General features: G+C 34.1%; 21 protein-coding genes. 19 read left to right on the forward strand and 2 right to left on the reverse strand.

Annotated elements, in window-relative coordinates:
- From ADS79_RS13945 to ADS79_RS13955, 3 genes are all read left to right on the forward strand, one after another.
- On the forward strand, positions 1–1,074 hold the full coding sequence (locus tag ADS79_RS13945) for a helix-hairpin-helix domain-containing protein (protein ID WP_049738982.1): 1,074 nt from the start codon (positions 1–3) through the stop codon (positions 1,072–1,074).
- Positions 1,047–2,159 carry an ATP-dependent DNA helicase gene (locus ADS79_RS13950; protein ID WP_049738983.1) on the forward strand — a complete coding sequence of 371 codons (1,113 nt, stop codon included), beginning with the start codon at positions 1,047–1,049 and terminating at the stop codon, positions 2,157–2,159. The genes ADS79_RS13945 and ADS79_RS13950 overlap by 28 nt, the downstream gene beginning before the upstream one ends.
- A 189-nt stretch (positions 2,160–2,348) precedes the next feature.
- On the forward strand, positions 2,349–3,077 hold the full coding sequence (locus ADS79_RS13955) for a hypothetical protein (protein WP_049738984.1): 729 nt from the start codon (positions 2,349–2,351) through the stop codon (positions 3,075–3,077).
- Positions 3,078–3,173: 96 nt separating this feature from the next.
- Here ADS79_RS13955 and ADS79_RS13960 read toward each other — a convergent pair whose 3' ends face one another.
- On the reverse strand, positions 3,174–3,617 hold the full coding sequence (locus ADS79_RS13960) for a hypothetical protein (RefSeq protein ID WP_049738985.1): 444 nt from the start codon (positions 3,615–3,617) through the stop codon (positions 3,174–3,176).
- Positions 3,618–4,677: 1,060 nt separating this feature from the next.
- On the opposite strand from ADS79_RS13960, the gene ADS79_RS13965 reads away from it, so the two are divergent.
- The 7 genes from ADS79_RS13965 (at position 4,678) to ADS79_RS13990 (ending at position 12,352) form a co-directional block, all read left to right on the forward strand.
- The gene (locus ADS79_RS13965; protein ID WP_049738986.1) at positions 4,678–5,553 is read left to right on the forward strand and encodes a hypothetical protein; all 876 of its coding nucleotides are present in this window, start codon (positions 4,678–4,680) and stop codon (positions 5,551–5,553) included.
- Between the two features lie 706 nt (positions 5,554–6,259).
- Complete coding sequence (locus tag ADS79_RS13970) at positions 6,260–7,303, forward strand: hypothetical protein (protein ID WP_307725643.1); 1,044 nt, start codon at positions 6,260–6,262, stop codon at positions 7,301–7,303.
- Between the two features lie 754 nt (positions 7,304–8,057).
- Positions 8,058–9,914, forward strand: a complete 1,857-nt coding sequence (locus ADS79_RS13975) for an LPD29 domain-containing protein (RefSeq protein WP_049738987.1) — start codon at positions 8,058–8,060, stop codon at positions 9,912–9,914.
- Between the two features lie 69 nt (positions 9,915–9,983).
- A complete protein-coding gene (locus ADS79_RS13980; RefSeq protein WP_049738988.1) occupies positions 9,984–11,354 on the forward strand; it encodes a DNA N-6-adenine-methyltransferase in 1,371 nt (456 codons plus the stop codon).
- A 370-nt stretch (positions 11,355–11,724) separates the two neighbouring features.
- Positions 11,725–11,907, forward strand: a complete 183-nt coding sequence (locus ADS79_RS13985) for a hypothetical protein (RefSeq protein ID WP_049738989.1) — start codon at positions 11,725–11,727, stop codon at positions 11,905–11,907.
- Between the two features lie 50 nt (positions 11,908–11,957).
- Positions 11,958–12,107 carry a hypothetical protein gene (locus tag ADS79_RS35295; protein WP_161807284.1) on the forward strand — a complete coding sequence of 50 codons (150 nt, stop codon included), beginning with the start codon at positions 11,958–11,960 and terminating at the stop codon, positions 12,105–12,107.
- Between the two features lie 41 nt (positions 12,108–12,148).
- Positions 12,149–12,352, forward strand: a complete 204-nt coding sequence (locus ADS79_RS13990; RefSeq protein WP_161807285.1) for a hypothetical protein — start codon at positions 12,149–12,151, stop codon at positions 12,350–12,352.
- 403 nt (positions 12,353–12,755) lie between these two features.
- Here ADS79_RS13990 and ADS79_RS13995 read toward each other — a convergent pair whose 3' ends face one another.
- A complete protein-coding gene (locus ADS79_RS13995) occupies positions 12,756–13,835 on the reverse strand; it encodes a hypothetical protein (RefSeq protein WP_049738991.1) in 1,080 nt (359 codons plus the stop codon).
- 467 nt (positions 13,836–14,302) lie between these two features.
- Here ADS79_RS13995 and ADS79_RS14000 point away from each other — a divergent pair, with 467 nt between their 5' ends.
- From ADS79_RS14000 to ADS79_RS14035, 9 genes are all read left to right on the forward strand, one after another.
- Positions 14,303–14,755 (forward strand): hypothetical protein, encoded by a 453-nt coding sequence (locus ADS79_RS14000; protein WP_049738992.1) that lies wholly within the window; start codon positions 14,303–14,305, stop codon positions 14,753–14,755.
- A gap of 153 nt (positions 14,756–14,908) precedes the next feature.
- Complete coding sequence (locus tag ADS79_RS14005; protein ID WP_049738993.1) at positions 14,909–15,316, forward strand: hypothetical protein; 408 nt, start codon at positions 14,909–14,911, stop codon at positions 15,314–15,316.
- 149 nt (positions 15,317–15,465) lie between these two features.
- Complete coding sequence (locus ADS79_RS14010; RefSeq protein WP_049738994.1) at positions 15,466–15,687, forward strand: hypothetical protein; 222 nt, start codon at positions 15,466–15,468, stop codon at positions 15,685–15,687.
- Positions 15,688–15,801: 114 nt separating this feature from the next.
- Positions 15,802–16,203 (forward strand): hypothetical protein, encoded by a 402-nt coding sequence (locus ADS79_RS14015; RefSeq protein WP_049738995.1) that lies wholly within the window; start codon positions 15,802–15,804, stop codon positions 16,201–16,203.
- Between the two features lie 158 nt (positions 16,204–16,361).
- The gene (locus ADS79_RS14020; protein WP_049738996.1) at positions 16,362–16,814 is read left to right on the forward strand and encodes a hypothetical protein; all 453 of its coding nucleotides are present in this window, start codon (positions 16,362–16,364) and stop codon (positions 16,812–16,814) included.
- Positions 16,808–16,954, forward strand: a complete 147-nt coding sequence (locus tag ADS79_RS35300; RefSeq protein WP_161807286.1) for a hypothetical protein — start codon at positions 16,808–16,810, stop codon at positions 16,952–16,954. Before ADS79_RS14020 ends, ADS79_RS35300 begins: the two co-directional genes overlap by 7 nt.
- Positions 16,955–16,980: 26 nt before the next feature.
- A complete protein-coding gene (locus ADS79_RS14025) occupies positions 16,981–17,298 on the forward strand; it encodes a hypothetical protein (protein ID WP_049738997.1) in 318 nt (105 codons plus the stop codon).
- Between the two features lie 723 nt (positions 17,299–18,021).
- Positions 18,022–19,008 carry a phosphotransferase gene (locus tag ADS79_RS14030; RefSeq protein WP_049739096.1) on the forward strand — a complete coding sequence of 329 codons (987 nt, stop codon included), beginning with the start codon at positions 18,022–18,024 and terminating at the stop codon, positions 19,006–19,008.
- A 200-nt stretch (positions 19,009–19,208) separates the two neighbouring features.
- Positions 19,209–20,138: a DUF4062 domain-containing protein gene (locus tag ADS79_RS14035; RefSeq protein ID WP_049738998.1), complete on the forward strand. Its 930-nt coding sequence runs from the start codon at positions 19,209–19,211 to the stop codon at positions 20,136–20,138.
- Positions 20,139–20,268 lie beyond the last annotated feature (130 nt).

The following is a 20,268-nucleotide window of genomic DNA, read 5'->3' on the forward strand; positions in this document are numbered from 1 at the left end:
TTGAATAATGATGTTATTGAAGTTGAACTAACGCCAGATGCTCAAAAGTTTTATAGCGACAAGAGTAATTTTGGGGTCTATTCTTGCATGAGCTCAGATTGGGAATGGCTTGAATTTGACCATAGGAGTAGATTTACTATTGTTGGAAACATGCCGCGACTTAACATAAATGCAAACTACAAAGCAACATTAGAGAAAAAATTACACGCAAAGTATGGAGTGACTTATGAAGTAAAGTCCATCATGCAGCTTTTACCATCAAGTGTTAGCGAACAGAAAGCCTATCTTGAAACAATTCTGACTGATAATCAAGTTAGAGCCATCTATGAAGTCTATCCAAATGAAGATGTAATTAAGTTGTTTCAGGATAACACTCTTGACTATAAGAAGATTAAAGGAGTGGGGGAGGTAACATATAAAAGCATTCGGGAGAGGGTGCTTGAAAATCTAAATATACAGCAGACTCTTTCAAGTTTAAGTCGTTACAATATCACCTACAATCTGATTCTTAAGCTAATCCGTCATTTTGGATCTGCTGAACTAGCTATTCAGAAGGTTGAGGAAAATCCTTACTCATTAACTGATGTCTCTGGAGTTGGATTCCTAAAGGCCGACACCATTGCACAGAGTATGAATTTTGATAAGACGAGTCCATTTAGGATTAGAGCTGGTATTGAATATGTCATTGAACAAGATCAATTCAATGGACATACTTATATTTCAGCCCATCAACTTATAGAAACGACCGAGGAACTGCTATCACTGCCGCAGAATTTAATCATTGAACAAGTTAAGCAGCATGATAACCTAGTCATTATTGATGACAAAGTAGCACTCAAGAAAACATATGAAGCAGAAAAGTACATAGCATTAAGATTGGTGGATTTATTAAACGAATCTAAAGAGCTTAACTTTGATGTGGATTTATTCATCAGAGAGCAGGAAGAATCATTAAAGATAAAATTAACCCGACAACAAAAAGATTTTCTATACAAAATTAAGTCAAACAACGTTAATCTTCTCATTGGCTATGCAGACAGTCACAAATGCAGAGGTTGCTCATTAATCTACTAAGACAGCTTGATATTACATATCGATTCTTGTCCCCTACAGGTAAGGCTGCAAAGATTCTAAGCAATTATATAGACGAAGAAGCAACAACCATACATAGAGCTATTGGCCTTAATTTAAAGGGTGAGATAACTGAGGAATTTGTGATTGTGGATGAGGCTAGTATGCTGGGTGTAGTGTTGGCTAGTCGACTGCTGAGGAATTGTACGCATCCAAATGTCAGGATATTGTTTGTTGGAGATCCATTTCAACTACCCTCTGTAGACGCTGGGTGCTTATTACATGACATCATTAGCAGCAAGCAGATACCAGTTACTGAATTGAATCAAGTATTTCGTCAGGAGGAAGGTGGTATCTTAGATATTGCCACTAAAATTCGTGAAGGAACACAATTCATTGAAAGTGATTTTACAGGACATGTCCTTTTTGGTTCTGACTTAGATTTCTACTCTGTGCCACAAGAAAAGATGGTTGGGGGATATAGGTACGGTTTCAATAAGCAGCTAGAGAAATATAATCCAGATGATATAATGGTACTCTCCTCAACAAAGAAGGGGGGCCTTGGAACGATATCTATAAACAATGTACTACAAGAAGTAGTGAATCCTAAATGTGAAAGTAAGAATGAACATGAATATGGTACAGGGATATTCTATCGAGTAGGAGACAGCATCATCAACACTAAGAATTTATATGATACAGAAACTGTTGATGGAGAGAAGACGAATGTTGTTAATGGAGATTTAGGTAAAATTATAGAGATAGATTCAGAAAATAATAAAATGGTTATTGATTATGGATTTGCCAAGGTTCCTATTGGATTCAATGACTTAGATACCATATTGCACTCTTATTGCATTACAATTCATAAAAGTCAAGGAAGTGCTGCCAATGCTGTAGTAGTGGTATTTGACAAGTCACACACATATCAATTGAATGCTAATCTAATTTATACTGCTATCACACGAGCAAGAGAGCATGTGTTTATGTTATGTCAGGCCAATGTGATCAACAGAGCAGTTAAGAAGGTAGCAAATATGCAACGAAATACATTCTTATGGGAGCTGCTAGTATCTCAAAATGCGTGATATACAATATACTACCCCAAACGGGTAGTATATTTTCAATTTAATAAAAATCACTACCCGAAAGGGGTTCAAAGTTGGACGACATAATAATTAAGAAATTAGTATAAATTAAATAAAAAATAATGACCATATCTATTTAGTCGCGCAATGCGCTCCTTTTGGGAAAATTACATCATGAGGTGGTGAGAAATGTCTGAATATAATACTGGTGATGATACATATCATGATGGGAAATTCATCTTGCTTAATAACAAGTACTACACAGAGAGCGATCCTCAACAGTTAACACCAAAAGAATTGCATACATTGATTATCTTGAAGATATTCACCTCCCAGTTTAAAGGTGTGAATGTCACCACTTATAATCTGATGGGGCATTTACTCCCGTTTACCAATGTATCAGAGAAGAAAAAGAACGCTGCTGTTGCAAAAGAACTCATGCAGAGCTTAAAGGTTAAAGGAATTATTGAATATGATGATCCAAAGGATTCGAATGAGCCAATTACTGTTACAATTGAACCAGTAAAATACGTGGAAGGCGATGACAGAACGAGTTTTCAACCTGTACCTGAATTTATTTTGGATAGAACAAATGATCCAGATGAAATTTATGTATTGATCGCCATTCACAATGTTGCCAAGATGTGTGAAAAAGGAGAATATGCTAAACCATTCTTCAGGAATAAGAAGAACTGGGGAGCATTACTAGGTAAAGGGAATACGACTGCTGAGAAGATAGTTAATAGTATGTGTGTCAAAGGGATTCTGTTTTATTATGAAAATGACGTACACTACGACCAGAACAGAAGTAAATTTGAACAAGGTCATGGAAAGTACTATCTGTTTCCGCAAGAGAAAGAAGAAGCGCGAATTAGATTAAGAGATGAAAAGAGAAGATTGAATAGGAAAGTTGACTAAGGCTGCTCAAATGGCCTCATATAAAATATAAGAAGCTCAGGTAAATAGATAGCATACCTGAGCTTCTTTTTTGTGTTGTTTATATAAATATATTAGCTAAACTTTCTGCTGAGTTTTCCACTCCACAACACTCTCCAATATTATGAACGAGAAGTATGCTACAGGCCAAGTAACAGGAAGTAAACTGAAAGCATAGATTGGTGCATATTGAAAATATCCCATAATATTAACGTTTTGATATCCAAATTTATAAGATGCCACTAATGAAGCACCTATAGATCCTGCATAGAGAAGAATCAAAAGTGCAGTGAAAGCTGCCATAATCGAACGCTTCTTTGTGTTTAAGGCTGTAATTCTGACAGCTAAAATGCTGTAGATAATGATAAATGGGATAAAACTAGTGAGAAAAAACCAGATAGGTATATTTGGGTCCCATCCTCCAATCACAAAAATGATTGCAAAACTTGAAACAACACTCAAAATTACTGATAGGAATAGTCCACAAATACCGCCAATAAGATACAATTTACCCTTTTCCATTCGCTGATTCCCCTTAAAGAGCACTATTCTAAAATGTAAAAAGGAGCTCTATGTATTACCATAAAATGTATGGAATGAAAAGACAATAGGTATTTATGGGGAGATAAAACGTCCACACGATAAGCACTCATCGTGTGCGATTATCTGTATATCGATAGATCTTATGTGAGACAAGGGATTCTAGGACTTTTTGATGTAAAATGCACCCCCTTGGTTGAGTGAAATTGAGTGTGTATCGTGAAAAGGTAGATATATCAAGGGTTTTTGGGTGATTTATAGGAGAGTAGAGGGATAATGGTGAAATTTGAGGTGAGAGAAAGTGTTGGCGTATAAGGGTTTTACGATTGAGATGACGATAGCGTGTGAAGTGAAAGTGAAATATGTTTTTAGTTATAGTTAAAATTTTATTGGAGTCGGAGAGATTTGAAAATAGTAGGGGAATAGGGTAAAAGTGAAAAATAACCTTGGTGTGTGGATGGATGTGCTAAGCTAACTTTTAGTAAGTTACACTCCTTTTAGAATGTAAAATATCCCCCCCACCCCTTGTTATATAAGGCTTACAACAGGTGGCTATAACCTTACTTATATTTAGTTATAGTTATCTGCACATTTATTTTAACTTATTGGACACTATATAAACAAACTAGCAATCATTCTATCATCATGATCCACTGTTCATTTAAAAATTTTCAAATGGTGAGCAGCCATTCACTCAACTAGTTAGCGTCCTAACAATCGTCGGGGTAACAGGTTGAGCCTAGTCGAAGTGATTAAATAGTTATTATCTATACCATATCAACATCCGATAGAAATTACCTATTATAACTTTGCATGATTGCTTCACTTGACTCATTCATTGTACGCATCACTAATCAATTCATATCTAACAATGAATAACGAGTCTAATCAGCTTGCCTTTTGTTCTCATAACTGAATATCTAATAGGCACATGTCATCATTCATTCAATCTCACATGTATATTAAATAAAAATAAACTATACAATGATCAATATCCATGTTATAATTTATATAACAAGCAATCAAAGGGAGCGGACACATAATGAAAAAGTACACTCATATCCAATTCAAACAAGATGAGCATAAACCATATCAAGTTAACATCATTGCAGAAGTAGAAGAGAATGGATGGTTCTATACTGACATTATCGGTCGCTTCAGTTTCTATGATATGTCTGGTAATATCATACTGGAAAATGGAACACGTAAACATTACAAACGTTTTTCTGCTATGATGAATCTGGTTTATACTCTGGATCAATGTGCTATGATGGATAGTAATCTGATTGAGACAGTAAAGGGGGAAGCTAAACAACTCAAACAGGAGCGACTAATGGAAGTAGTATCTGAACAACAAGAAGAGTCTACAACTAATACAATTGAAACTAAAATTAACACTACAGACGAAGTGAATGAAAATACAACCTATACAGCTTTCAACCGTTCATTCTCGTCCTACGATGAAGCATATAACTTCTGCACATCATGTGACTTTGATCCATCTATCATACAACAGGAGGGACTTACAACAGTCATTCCAGTGGATTTACAATACTTCTCATCATCAACAGAACAAGCAATGGAAGAGGACAATATAAAGATAGATCAACAAGAAATACCATCTATATTATATTTCAATACATACAATCCAGAACAACTAACTCACACTCAATGGCAACAGGATATAAGCAAGCATACAGCCAAATACAATGAACTATCTAACAATGAAATACTATCACACGATGAGTTTCAATCCTTAATAGATAACAACTATAGGTTCTGGGTGAAGGTGGTAAATAAAAATCCGTACTATCACAAAGACTCATATTTAATTGAACTATTCTTGTCATATATCAATAAGCAGATTACATTTTACATTGAGAGAAATACATATAAACAAATATCTATTAATAACTAAAATTAAACTACACAACAAACCGAAATAATGTTATAATATTCATATAGAAAGGAGGTGACCAATGGACGCACAAACTTTCTATATCATCAGTACAATCTCTGTTATCCTAATAGGATATAAGACAGTGCTGGAGATCGAAAAACTGCTACATGAGAGAAAGAAACGAAAGGAGGAAGAGAAGAACAGTAAAAAGACTCAGAAGCACCAACGTCCCACCAAGACAAGGAAGCGCTAACTGAGTCCACTAATTACATAGGGAAGGTGGTAAAGCCTTCCCTTCTTTTATAAAGTATATCATAGAACATAACATATTATTCATTTTATGAAAAGAGGTGTACAATTTGAAAATTAACCTTGATGCGACATTCAACACATTAACAATCATATACATTCTTGTTCGCTTCTCTGCTGAAGCAACACCATCATGGATATGGATTAGTGATGCAGCATTTATTATCGTGGCTGTTCTAAGTATTATTAAACAGGTATTACAATATAAGAAGCAATCATGATATGAGTTAGAAAGGAGAATGTCACATGGGCACTAAACTAACTTATCTATTCCTCATCATTGTAGCTTCATCAATCCTCTTCAATCTATTCACTCTAACTGGCCTGTTTATTAAAGCGATAATAGCAATCAGTATTCTAACAATCATCATTTCTGTAATTGGTTTCTTCAGACATGGGAAGTAGGAGGGATTAAATGCAATCACCTAAAATCAAAGTGGTCGATTCGATCATGGGAAGCGGGAAGACTTCAGCAGCTATTAATCTATTGAGTCAGGATACAGACCACAATTACATATTCATCACACCTTATTTATCAGAGGTTGAACGTATTAAATCACAGTGTAACTCAAAGAGATTCCATGAGCCTAAATATAAAACTGTTGATGGAGAGTTTCAAAATAAGTTTGATTCACTTCATAAACTACTAGCAGAAAAGAAAAACATTGTATCTACTCACGCATTGTTCCAGCGTTCAAATGAAGAAACAAGAGAATTAATTAAGTCAGGCAATTACGTCTTGATACTAGATGAGGTAATGAATGTAATCGAACAATTGGAATTAAAGACAGGTGATGTCGAAAACCTATTTAATAACTTTATCTATATAGATGATGAAGGGTTTGTTTGCTGGAGAGAGGATCAACTACACCATGATTCACGCTATAATGATATTAAAGAAATGGCAATCAATAAATCATTGATCTATTACCGTGACACCTTTTTCATTTGGACATTTCCAGTAGATGTATTCAAATCATTTCAACAAGTGTATATTCTTACTTATCTATTCGAATCACAGATTCAAAAATGTTATTATGATCTATACAAAGTTGAATATGAGAAATACGTTGCGATAAAGGAAAATGATCTATATACATTTAAGAAGATGGACAATAGCCATACTGATAAAGACTTGAAAGCATTCCTTAAATCTAAAATAGCAATATATGAAGGTAACTTAAATGATATTGGCGAATTGGAAACTGCCTTGTCTAAAAGTTGGTATAGAAGTAGGAAGGAAAGCATTAAGGTATTAAAAAATAACACAGAAAATTATTTCAAAAATAAAGTTAAAGCCAAATCAGAAGAAACCATGTGGACTACCTTTAAACACTTCAAAGACAAGGTGAAAGGAAGAGGTTATTCTAAGGGATTCGTGTCATGTAACGCACGAGCCACGAATGAATTTAAAGAGAAGAAACATCTAGCATATACAATACAATCAATATGTATCTAAAGCCTTATGTTACTGGATTCTTTCATGATAAGGGTGTAAAGGTGAATGAAGATTTATTCGCTACCTCAGAAATGCTTCAGTGGCTATGGAGAAGTGCAATTAGAGAAGGGAGAGAAATTACTTTATACATACCGAGTAGCAGAATGAGACGATTACTGATTAATTGGTTGAATGATATTAATTAAAATAAGTTAGTAAAACCGATTTACTAAAACTAAAAATAAACCTATATGTACCAATGGTTTAAGGCACCGTACCCTTAAAGGGGGGTATATAAAACTTACTAAGTATAGCTATTGCACCAAAAGCAATATATCGATCATAAAACCCTTGACACTAAAGGGAAAAGTAGGTGTTGTTCCTTAGAGATGTCGACATGAATTTAAGCTATAGGGAACTATATGTTCAACTTTTGATTCACCACAACACCATTTCAAAACGAACAACTATTTTCTACATTCAAACCTTTGTGGTCAGCCAACTTTAAACAAGGCTTGATCAGCCCATACCGCAAAGAACGCGGTATTCCTCGCCCGTCCGCATAACGCCTTAGCGTTATTCGTCCGAAATATATCTTTTCTTTATGACAGTATACAAAGCTGGTCTTTTTTATTTGAATAAAATCTACCTTTGATTGTAAATAGTGCGAATTATACACAAAAAAATACTATAAATATGTTGTAATAATTAAAAATATATGATACAATAAAGACAGTTAAGAAACGCCTAATACATATTGGGGAGTGGATGAGAAATGACAGCAGCAGTAATGAAGATCAACCAAGAACTGAACGGGATTGAGGTATATTTTGATTCTAAACCTATGCAAAAAGTACTCGATACCTTGAGCGATAATGGTTTCAGATGGTCAGGATTTAAGAAGTGTTGGTATACAAAGCAATCAGAAAAGGCCTTTCAAATTGCTAACAGCCTCACAGCAGATAATGAAAAAGCAAGCACAGAAGCAGTAAATAACGTTATTGAAATCAAAAATAACAAATTAAGTTTGTGGGATTCAATTCAATGGACAGATATTGAAACCAACAAAAAACTGTCCACAAAGGAAATGGCAAAAGAAATCCGTACACATGTTAGAAAACGATTCCCACAATGTAAATTCTCAATCACTAGCGACTATAACAGCATTCGTTTCTATATCGTATCTTCCCCATATGAAAAAGAAAGCACATACATAGCGGCAATCAGAGAGTATTGCACCAAGCTTTTAAGCGCTTATAAGTACTGCACGAATTATGATCCATATGGAGATTATGGAAGTTGCTACAACTTTTACGGCTCTGTCTCAATTCATTGGGAATACACCCAAACAGATGTAACAGAAGCACATAAAAAAGACATGTGTGAATTCGATAGCAGTCTTGCTGACTTTGAAAGAGCTGAAGAGGAGAGAAAAGAACAAGAGTGGAAAGAGTACCAGCAACAAAGAGAATTAGAAACAATTGAATTCAACAAACGTCAACAAGAGGAGCAAAAACAAAAGGAGTTCATTTACAATAGTGTAGACGTAATGTCTCTTGAAGGTAACGAGCAATATTTTGTTTTCGGATCAGAATTTGCTCATCTAAATAAAAATAATACAATTAATGAATGCAAAGAAGAGGTTGAACAGGGCAAGTATTCACTTGAAAACGTGAAGATTACAAAAGAAGTCCATTTTAACAGCGAAGAAGCTTTAACATACTTTTCTGATATGCTTCTACATGATTTTGACTTTCTAAGTGGAACAGGTGGAAGTTATACAGATGACAACAGAATCAATTCTATGACTGATTTCTATAACATGGATAACGATGAAAGGCAAACTGTAAAATGGAATTTGTATGGAGTTGCGGTATATCTCAATAACAAATTGCAATTTGTTATTGATGCACAAGGGCATAGTTATGCTAGGTATGTAGGACTAACAGATAATGCAACAATTGAAAAGACGTTTACATATGTGCAGGTTTTAAACGATGAAGACATCACAGAGTTAAAAGAAAAAGCTGACCAATTAGAAGATATATCAACAAGTGTTATTTCTGATTTGGATATCAAAGAGACATGGGAAAACGAAAGCTGGATAGAGTACAAAGAAGCGGTCAAAGAGAGACTGAAGCAATACAACATGAAATTAACAAAGAGAATTGTACAACAATTGGACATAGAACCTCTAAAAGTAAGCATGTATAAATTGCTACAAGAGGTGGACGGAATACAAGAGCAATTCAAAGATGCAGACATTCAACAAGGCGAAAAAATCACACTGTTTTATGTATCTGACTTTGGATCTATGGTCACTAATAGAATGACATTTGATAGCGTAACTCCTACAACTTACGCACAATATAAAAACGCTGTGAAATTGACATTCAAACCTGAGAATAAAAGAACACTATACTATAATTTCTTCTATTCAACTTTGTTGGTGTATAAAGGTTGGCACAGTCTGCCTGATACAGTATTAAACCATGTGGAAGAAAAGAACGGCTTTAGAGTAACAACAAGCAAATTCTTATCATGCGATGACAGGCAATATGACGAGATTTTAAAACACTTTGAGCAGCAGGGAATAAAGCCAATTGTAAACACCTACAAGCCAACTTTCTAATACGAGAGGGCAGTTTTAAAAGGTTTCTGCTTGTACAAAAAACCTTTGTACTCAATAAGGAGGTATAAAATGTTTACAAAAAACCCAGACTTCTTCCCGACACCGATCAACTTAATTCATAAAATGTTATCACATGTTGACTTTAGAACCATCAAGACAGTTTTAGAACCAAGCGCTGGAAAGGGAGACCTTGTAGAAGCAATAATAAATAAATTTAAGTATAGCCAATCAAATTACAGAAAAGATAATTATGATATAGATACAATTGAAAATGATGACAATTTACAATACATATTAAAAGGAAAACAATTTAGACTGGTTCACGATGACTTTTTAACTTATAACACATATAAAAAATATGATGCTATTATCATGAACCCTCCCTTCTCTCAAGGAGAAAAGCATTTAATTAAAGCAATTGACATGCAGCAATCAGGTGGGAAAATTGTCTGCTTACTCAATGCTGAAACGCTAAAGAACCCATATTCCAATAGTAGGAAAGTATTGGTACGACAACTAGAGAAATACAACGCTCAAATTGAATATATAGAAAATGCATTTATGGATGCAGAGAGGAAAACAAATGTTGAAATAGCTGTGATCTATTTAGACGTTCCTATTATTGAGAACAACAGCATCATTCTAGATGAGTTAAAGCGAGAACAACAATTTAACACAAATACTAACTATGCCAGTGATAACTTAATTCATTCTGATTTCATAAAGGGGATAGTAGAACAGTATAATCATGAAGTGAAAGCAGGTTTGAAACTCATAGGCGAATATAACTGCCTAAAGCCACTAATGCTGCGAAGTTTTAAGGATAATAACAAGCCAATTTTGAAATTAGAACTGGAATACGGTGACGAAGAGGGTAGTAGTTTAGAAAATGCGTACATAAAGCAAATTCGGTCAAAGTATTGGAGTGCATTATTTAATAATGATCAGTTTATGGGGTTGTTTACAACCAATTTGAAACAGAAGTATTTACAGTCTGTAGGTGAATTAAAGGATTATGACTTTTCCCTATTTAACATTTACTCACTAAGAATCCAACTAAATAAAGAAATGATTCAAGGTGTAGAGGATACGATTTTAAATCTCTTTGAAGAATTTAGCCATAAGTATTACTTTGAAGAATCATCAAACAATGTACATTATTATAACGGTTGGAAAACAAACAAGGCATATAAAATCAATAAAGGTACGTGTCATATTGAATTCAAAAACATGGAGTTATTGCACAAATTCAATTTATATGGATCACAAAAAAGAAACTGGTTGCCTCCTACATATGGAAAGGTAAAATACAAAGATATGACTAAGGAAGATAGAGAAGTAATAGACCAATTCGAAGGAGAGCAGTCATACAATAAAGTACTGAACAATCAGTCATACTATATTATGGACACACTTGAATTACTAAAGTTAACCTCATGACTAAATATCAAGGCCTTAATAGTATAGGAGGGAAAGTACAATGCATCTCACTTATCCAATGCAACGCTTATACTCTGATTACGCATTGAATCTAATCAACTTTGAACAATATCTAAAGGGAGTAGAATACTTGAATTCATTAAAAAATAAAAAACAAAAATATCAAATAAAAGGTTGATAACTTAGTTATATTCAGTTATAATAAAGGTAACAAAACAAACGAAACGGGGTAATGAAAAATGTCTCAATCACAATTAGCAATTGCAAAGTCAAAAATCCAAAGGTTGTTGGCTCTCAAGGATCTAGTAGTGACTGGGACATTGATCATTAAGTAAACAAAAATAACTATTAAATTATAGGAGTTATATTCATGAACAAGAAAAACTTTGATTACAATTGCATTAACAATCAGATCGACAGTTTCATTGAATCGAATAACTCCTTTTTGAACAAAACTGAAGTAGCAAAGCAACCTAAAAGTATTCGTTTCAAGCTCATGTTGATGGCAGCTCCAGTTGTAGCACTAGCAGGATATGTATTGAGCATTATATAAAATGACTAATTGAATGGATTTTAAAAAATAAAATAATGGAGGGATTTGAAATGAATATTTTTGAAATTGATTGGGTGTGCAAATGTGGAAGCAAAGAAACCTCTTCTCAAATGGTAAGTGAATATGAGTTAAAGAAAGGATTTAAAGCTTACACCTATTGCTCAGAATGTGGAGAAGAAAAAGAGACAGAAGTCAGTTGATAATGAAATGGTTATTTTATCTTGAAAGGGGGAAAGTAAATATGCCTTGGAAACAAATGAGGACATGGTATGTAGACAAAAGAAATCCAGATAGATTACATAATAGTATAAGAGAAATGTTTGAATACGTTGGAGAGGATAGACCTTCAAACGGTAAATTGCCTGATTGGGTGTATAGTGTCGATGCTATGAATGTAGAAGTTGCAAAAAAGAAACTTACCAAAGAAGGGTTTAAAATAATATGAGTCAAGTTGACACAAGAGACCTGAGCAAAGCAGACCTAGAAAGTATAATAAATGCAATGCTAAATCTTGTTCCCTGTGATACGTTTGACTTTGGGGTTAATACAATAAATATTCTAAAAAGCTATAACCTGATCACACAGGAACTATATGATGAAATGCAAAATTTATATTGATTTTATAAAAAGGAGTTATCAAAGACATGGTATTGATTAAAATAAATAAATGCATTGGATGTAATAAAGTTTTATCTATTAAAACCATATGTGCTATTTGTGAGTCAAAAATGAAGAAAGAATCCTGATAAAAGCGGTCTTTTATTTGAGTGTGAGGATGGATTAACACAGTTAGAATTAACCGCAAGTATAAAAAAGAGCAGCCCACAGAAAATGGGCTGCTTGTTCTATCACTTTGTTTGTTGGAAAGATGTTAATATGCCATTTTTAAAATAAAGGTACGTTGTACCGAATGACTTATAATCATAGACCCATTGCTCCATTACTCCCCATGAATAAGTCGTTATATTTTTTCTAGTTGGAATACCAAGAGACAGTGAAACCATGTCCTGATTCATCCCAATAAATACGGAATCTTTCTTTATATGATCCCAGACTTTATCAGTCCATTTATATGTAGTGTATGGATTATAGTCAAGGAAATTCATGTAAACTTCTGTTGAAAAGTGTATATAATCCATAGTGTATGTTTTTTCTCCAGACTTCAAATGTAATGTATAGAATGAACCATTCTCTGTAACTTTCAAAATCCATACAGGGGATAGTTTTTCAAGATAGTTCCCTTGGGAGTCCTTTGCGATTCCTTGTCTATACCAAATATTCTTACCTAAAAAGTGTTCAATTTCTTTTTTGAAAGTTTTAAGTTTATCGCTTTCTTGTTGTATTGGTATCGTAGTAGTATTGTTATTACTTGAATTTTCGATTGGCAGACCAGTAGCCCATGAAAGTTCTTGGAATGGATTTTTTAAACTTGTATGATAAATTGCAACAACATTAATATTTGGATCATAGCTGACGAGATATTCTCTATAACTGAACATTGCTTGAATTAATGAAAGTGGTATGAATAACTTATCGTCAACCATACGAGGAGCATAGTCAATGTTAATTTTTTGCCCATCAAAAATAAAGTAATTTACATTAGATAATATCTGAAATTCCTGTCCCTCTCTGGTGTATCCTAATATAGAACCGTTTTCTAACTTATATAGTCCAGTCCTTTTATTGCTGTCCCATTTATCCTTAAACATATTTTGAAAGAAAGCATCAAATATTCCAAAGGATGATAATATTGGGTCAGCATTCATTAATACTGTGGTGCTTTCTTTAATTGGATCTTGATCACCGAAGCCAATTTGTTTACCATTCATTAGTACTTTAGGAGTATTGTTATCAGATGCATAACAAATTGAAGTGTTTGAAACTAATAGGATAAGTACTAGGAAAAGTGCCGATAATGATCTCCTCATAAATAATCCTCCTTTTTATAATATAGGTGGATTTTACCACATGAATGTAACATTTTGTTAGAATATAGGTAACTTTGTAAATTAGCATTCCATTATTAGCGTCTAACACTCCGTTCTTCAAAAAGAATTTTATGCTTCTTCCACTAGACAGCAACGTTTTTACGAGATTTCTAAATCACATCTGCTAGAAAATTCTAGAAATAATACTTCTTTTGCACTATGCATCCATTTATAATAAAAAAATCAAACTCCCCCGTTTTGATTAGGTGTTCTCAACGGGGGAGCGTAGCAAGAAAGAAGTTGTTTCATCAACAATTTAACCAGAATGTGGCAATATGTCAATGACTTGACCAATAAAAAGACTGGTCTTTCTATTTTATCCTAGGGAAACGTTAGTTCTTAGTTTTGTAGACAATATTCACCATAATTTGATAAAATATTCCTAAAGATGCTATAGGAGTGATGTCATGAGTAGAATACAAAGATTTGCAGTTGCATTTTGGAATGCCTTAGAGTTTTTTTATGATATAAAACGCTATTTTCTTATGATGGCTTTAACATATGGTATTGGTGTTTGGGGATTTATAAAAGTCCTTCAACTTCCCGATGATACGAAATTTACTGAATTCATCTACAAGTATGGATCGTTTCTTATGAACGATCCCTCTAACTTCATCACCACATTAGTACTTTCACTTTTTGCCATACTCTTGTTTGTAATTCACGGTTTATCAACAATTTACTGTTCGATTCGTGTTCATGATGATTATGAAACAAATTCAACGACAATCATTATAATACGCACGTATGGTGTTTTGGCGTGTTTATGGAGCCTAGCGTATGTCACATTACCAGTCCTTACATTGCTTGCTCTTCTTCTGCTAGTGTTGGTAGTTGTAGTTATACTTGTATTAAGATAATAGGACACATGCCACCATTTAGGTGGCTTTTTCTATTTGAATGAAATTGCAGTTTTATTTGAATTTATAGAACAAAAATAACATATAATATTGACTTATGATTAAGGTGCGTTTATAATAAAGATATAAAATAAATGATACGGAGTGATACATATGGTTAAAGCATCCAACATTTTGAAAGGCATTTCTTCTATCGGTTCGGTAATTCGTTTCCATGGTGACCTTGTTGGTACGATATCCAAATACTCCAATGGATACTATTATGTATCTGTTAAAGGCAAGTATGGTATCACGATCTATGATGTAATGGAGAGAGCAGAAATAGAAGTTATTTCTCTAAATGTGGTTGATGATACTTTATTAGCTGAATACAATGTGCTGGTTGAGAAGGCCAACACTGCGCACAAAAAAGCGCTGGATAGCATTGACAATGAACGTCACAGTGCTTTCAGCATTGATGCATTGGAGGATTACCACTTTGAAAATAGTGGCTATAATGATTTAGCAGATATGGTAGAAGAATTTGAGCAAAAAATGATCAAGGTAGCACAAGCAGCATAAATGACCACTGTAGTCAGTTAAAAGGCTGTCTACTTGGTTAAATAAAATCGGTTTTTTATCTTATTATATAAAATAAAAATAATTGACATAATGAAATTTCAATGTGTAAAATGGAGTTAATAGAACGATTTATGGGGGAGGCGAACAATATGTCTAATTGGTATTTATGGGACGAGAGAGAAGGGGACGAAACTAAATGCCAGCATTGTAGTAAGGGCATTAATGGATCGAAATATTACATACTATCTAATCAGTTAGGTAATCAAGGGGAAATGGTTACAGTAGGCGCTGGATGTGTTAAGAAATTCACTGGTAGAACGATTAAAGAAATAAAAACAGATACAAATAAAGCAATTGAGGCCAGCATATAATCTGGCTTTTTCTTTTTACATTTAAAGAATGTTTTGAAAGAAATTGGTGTAAAGATCCTTCTTGTATTGTAGAATATCTAAAACATAACATTGAGAAATACAAGGAGGGGAATTATGAATTCAATATTTACCGTGTTATTTGCATTGCTCATGACTTTTAATACGGTTTCTAACTCTGTCGAGGTGCAGCCTAACTCACACGAGTCAGAGTCATTGGCAACATACATAAAACCGACTGAGATTAAACAGGAATATCTAGAAAAGTCTTATCGTTTTTACACAAAGATTGTTGATCTTGACAAGAATGGTACGAAAATGAGCGAGGAATTAAAAACAGACTTTATCAATTTTACTATTCAGATGAAAGCAGAGAACAAGAGTGAACAATTTTTAGGCATATTAATTAGCAGGTTGTATGTCAGAAAACTAGGACTTGATTTAAATGGTGGGTCTGCTGATGATAGAAGAGTTTTCAATGAGACAGCTTCAGAATTAAAAGTGGTTTTTGGTAAGTAAGCCGTTTTGGTTACGGCTTTTTCTTTTGCTCATTTTTCAAATCAAATCTGCATTTCATTAGAAAATATATAAAATAAATGAGTTTAGGGTATTGTATAAACTGAAAATAAATGATAAATTAAAGACAGTTAAAGAATACATACTAAGGAGCGGTTCGAATGAATAAAAATATTGAGATAGCAACATTAATCAATGAAATGCTTGGCTATTGCAGATTAAATAACTGCTTTACTTCTGAAAGTGTAGATGAACTGATACTCCTTGCAGATTTTGCAAATGAGGAAGTAGGCAAACTGATTAATAAGTTCCACTACATAAACACAAAGATCGTTGATAGTGGAGGAATACCTGTCCTAAAGCAAGTGCTTGAAATGGTTTCTGGAACGAACAACGACAACTGTGCAGCTGCCTGTGATTCGAATATCCCAAAGGCGAATCCTTGGGTTTGGACGGAACTAGCAGAAAACCTGAAGCCCGATAGGAAAGCAGGTGAAACAGTTCCTGTTGGTTATTTGTTTGAAGGATATAGTGAGTACTATCCTTACAGATCATGGATTCGAAATGGGTATGTAAAGCGTAACGAACAGCAAAAGGTGGAATCTGCATGCTAGAAACTGACTTCACATTCTTTAGTCCAGCAAAATGGTATTACAAGGGCCAAACCGGATGTGGCTTTGAGATATATGAGCACAAGGAAAGTGGAACAATTAACATCTATGATCCAATAACAGGTGACATTGTAGAGGATTAAGTAAATAAAATTTAGGAGTGGGCATGATGATTAAAATGACAATGAAACTGGTAGCGATGATTATCTTAGTTTGTGCAATTACACTTAGTGCAACAAGCGCCTTCGCATGCGGAGAACATACAGTGTTCATTTACAAGGTAACAAAAGTTGATAACGGAGAATACTGGGGAACAGGTGTATATGATGACAGCAGCGTTTATTTTACACAAGAGTTTATCAAGCAAGGCGAAATGATCAATGTAAATGATGTTGTGGTAGCTTACTTTGAGCCTGAGAACGTTGTAGATGGCCTTGTGATGGTCGAGAAAGTAGAAGTAGTAGGAATAGATGTTAGTAACGATTAATAGACTAGAAACAAAAGGAGGGGATTCAATATGATGAGCCAAGAGAGAATGGATTTTATTATGGGGGAAAGAGTTATGCCAGCGTTGCTGGGGATTGTGATACTCATTGCATTATTTATCTGAATATAAAGAAAAAATGATTGCAAATAGAATCTTTGTAAACTAAAATAATCAATATAAGAACGCGATGAAAACGGAGGTATACATAATCACAAACACAAAGAAACTATATCTTGATTGGGATAGGGAAACAACAAGGATTATTTACACATTAAACCGCAATAAATCAGGGTTCTGGGAAGGGGATATTTTATATTTATTAATTCAAGTATAGAAACAAACTTTCGTCGAACTCATCAATCCATCTACCCAACTTATAAATCAGTTCCGTCACATTTTTACAATTTTCATCGATTTTGTTATCGACACATGTATCGACAATCCCCTTTATTCTCAACGTTTTGAACACTATCACATTCCCACATCTACCCCCATCACATTCACTCAATTTCTAGTTAAATTTCAATAAATCAATCACAAAACCAAGTCACATATGCATTCATACGATGTCGACCTTATATCGAGCAATTTTCAACAAAACAATGGTACAATATTTAGAGTTAGAACTTACATAACATTACCACAAATGGATCTGAATGGAATGAAGGCTTGATGAGTCAATAGGAATGTCAAACAATGAAACTGCAAATAAAGGGTGGTCAAATGGAGTCAATGTTGACAGAGGAATTGATATTAGAAGATTTAATTAGAGCTTCGAATCATTATTTCGGATTGGAAGTAATTGAATCCATTCCAATAAAACGTGGTTGGTTAAACCTGAAATGGAGAGTCAGGACTGAATCTGGGCAATTTGTACTAAAACAATACAATAAAGAACGATTTAGGCGTTATAATCCAGAAGATCTAAAGTTTGCATTCTCTCAACAAGTTAGATTAAAAAATCAAGGCCTTGAATGTCCTAATCTATTATCACATGATAAAGGTATACTGCTTGAATCGGATAAGGGAGAACTCTTTATTGTCATGGAGTATTGTCAGGGGAATCTTATTTCGCCTGGTAAAGCTAATGTACATCAAGTATACAACCTTGGTAGAGCAACTGGAAAAATGCATCGATTATTAAATGACGGGACACTTGGCTCTAAAGGTAACCCTCAATTTGTTCCCCCAAGCCGTGAAGAGCGTTTAGCACATTGGAAATCAGTTTTGAAAATGGCGAAGGAAGCTGGGAAGATCGAATTACTTGATGATGTAGAGAGGCAACTTAAAGCAACTGAAGAAATGAGGATTGAAAAACTTGAATTACTTTCTACTGGGTGGGCGCATCGTGACCTTTGGGTCGATAATATTTTATTTGATAATAATCGATTAACAGCAATACTAGATTTTGATCGACTGAAATATGATTACCCTCAACTTGATGTTGCAAGGGCAGTAATGTCCTGTGCTTTAGATGATTATTTTGACGTTTCTCTGGCTTCAGCGTTTATTGAAGGATACTGTGAGGAACGCACCGTAATGGATGGTTACTTAACAAATTCAATGCAGTTGTTGTGGTATATGGAAAGTCCATGGTGGATTAATGCGAATATGGATCAACATAGTGTACCTCCAGCTCGTTTTGCAAAGGAAATGATTTGGCTAGCTAACAATCATAAAAATTTGTCTGCACTTTTAGGGAATATCTGATGAAACGTTTGGAAGATAGTGAGCAGGTAAAAGAAGTAGCTGCCACAAAAGAAAACTCAAGCAATTAAGACCTGTTGAATTAATTGCAGGTCTTTTCAGGTCTTCTTACATCAAAAACCTTAATCAAAAATAGCCTAGTCCTGATTCAATTGGCCTAAATATGGTACAATATTTGGAAATAGACTATAGGGGCGTTTGAAATGAAATCGAATAAGAATAAGAAGCTACAAGTGTTTATCTCATCAACTTTCAAGGACTTACAAGACGAGCGCCAAGCAGCTGTAGAAGCTATTTTGAGTGCAGGTCATATACCAGCAGGAATGGAGCTATTTAAGGCAGGTAATGACTCTCAGCTAGATGTAATCAAACAATGGATTGATGAATCTGATGTTTATATGCTAATTCTTGGTGGTCGTTATGGAACAATTGAACCTAATAGTGGTAAAAGTTACACACACTTGGAATATGAGTATGCTATTAAAACTGGCAAACCTGTTTTTGCTGTTGTAATGAATAAATCTGCTTTGGATGAAAAGTTAAAAGCAATGTCATCTGATGCAATAGAAATGGACAATCAAACTAAATACAATGGATTTAAAGATTATGTTACAAGTAAGATATGCAAATTTTTTGATGATGTAAAGGATATCAAAATTGCAATTCATGAAACTCTAAATGACTTTGATACACGTTATACTTTGCATGGATGGGTGTCTGGGAAAGACATGCAAATTGATGTGAATGGTTTGAATCAGGAAATTGTAGAGTTGCAGCGGGGAGCAAATAAATTAAAAGAAGAGAATAGAAAACTGAAAGAAGAAAATGAAAAACTAATCAAGCAACCTATACTAAACGCAGACTACAATGGTTATTCATATGATGAGTTAAAGCAATTGTTGAAAAATGAAAAAGTAACTTTCGATGGAGAACCCTCCAATCTATTAACATACTATATTAAGTATAGTGATATGTATATGAATGGAAAATCAAGTGTTAATTTTGATGCATTATTATATTTAATATATCAAACGGGTAAACGTTGTATAAAGTATGGATTGATGGAAGAGGTTACTGTTAATGGGGTAATCAATAATATCCAAACTACAAAAAAATGGGTAACAAATTTTTAGCAGCATTGCTTTCAGAACAGAACTCAACAAGAAAAGAAATAGCAGCTACAGAAGAATAATGGACTACACTAGGGACTTGTGGCTTTTGGACACAGGTCTTTTCTTGATGTGGCGATACCGAAAGGACAAG

Source organism: Brevibacillus reuszeri (assembly GCF_001187725.1).
Taxonomy (GTDB): Bacteria; Bacillota; Bacilli; order Brevibacillales; family Brevibacillaceae; genus Brevibacillus; species Brevibacillus reuszeri.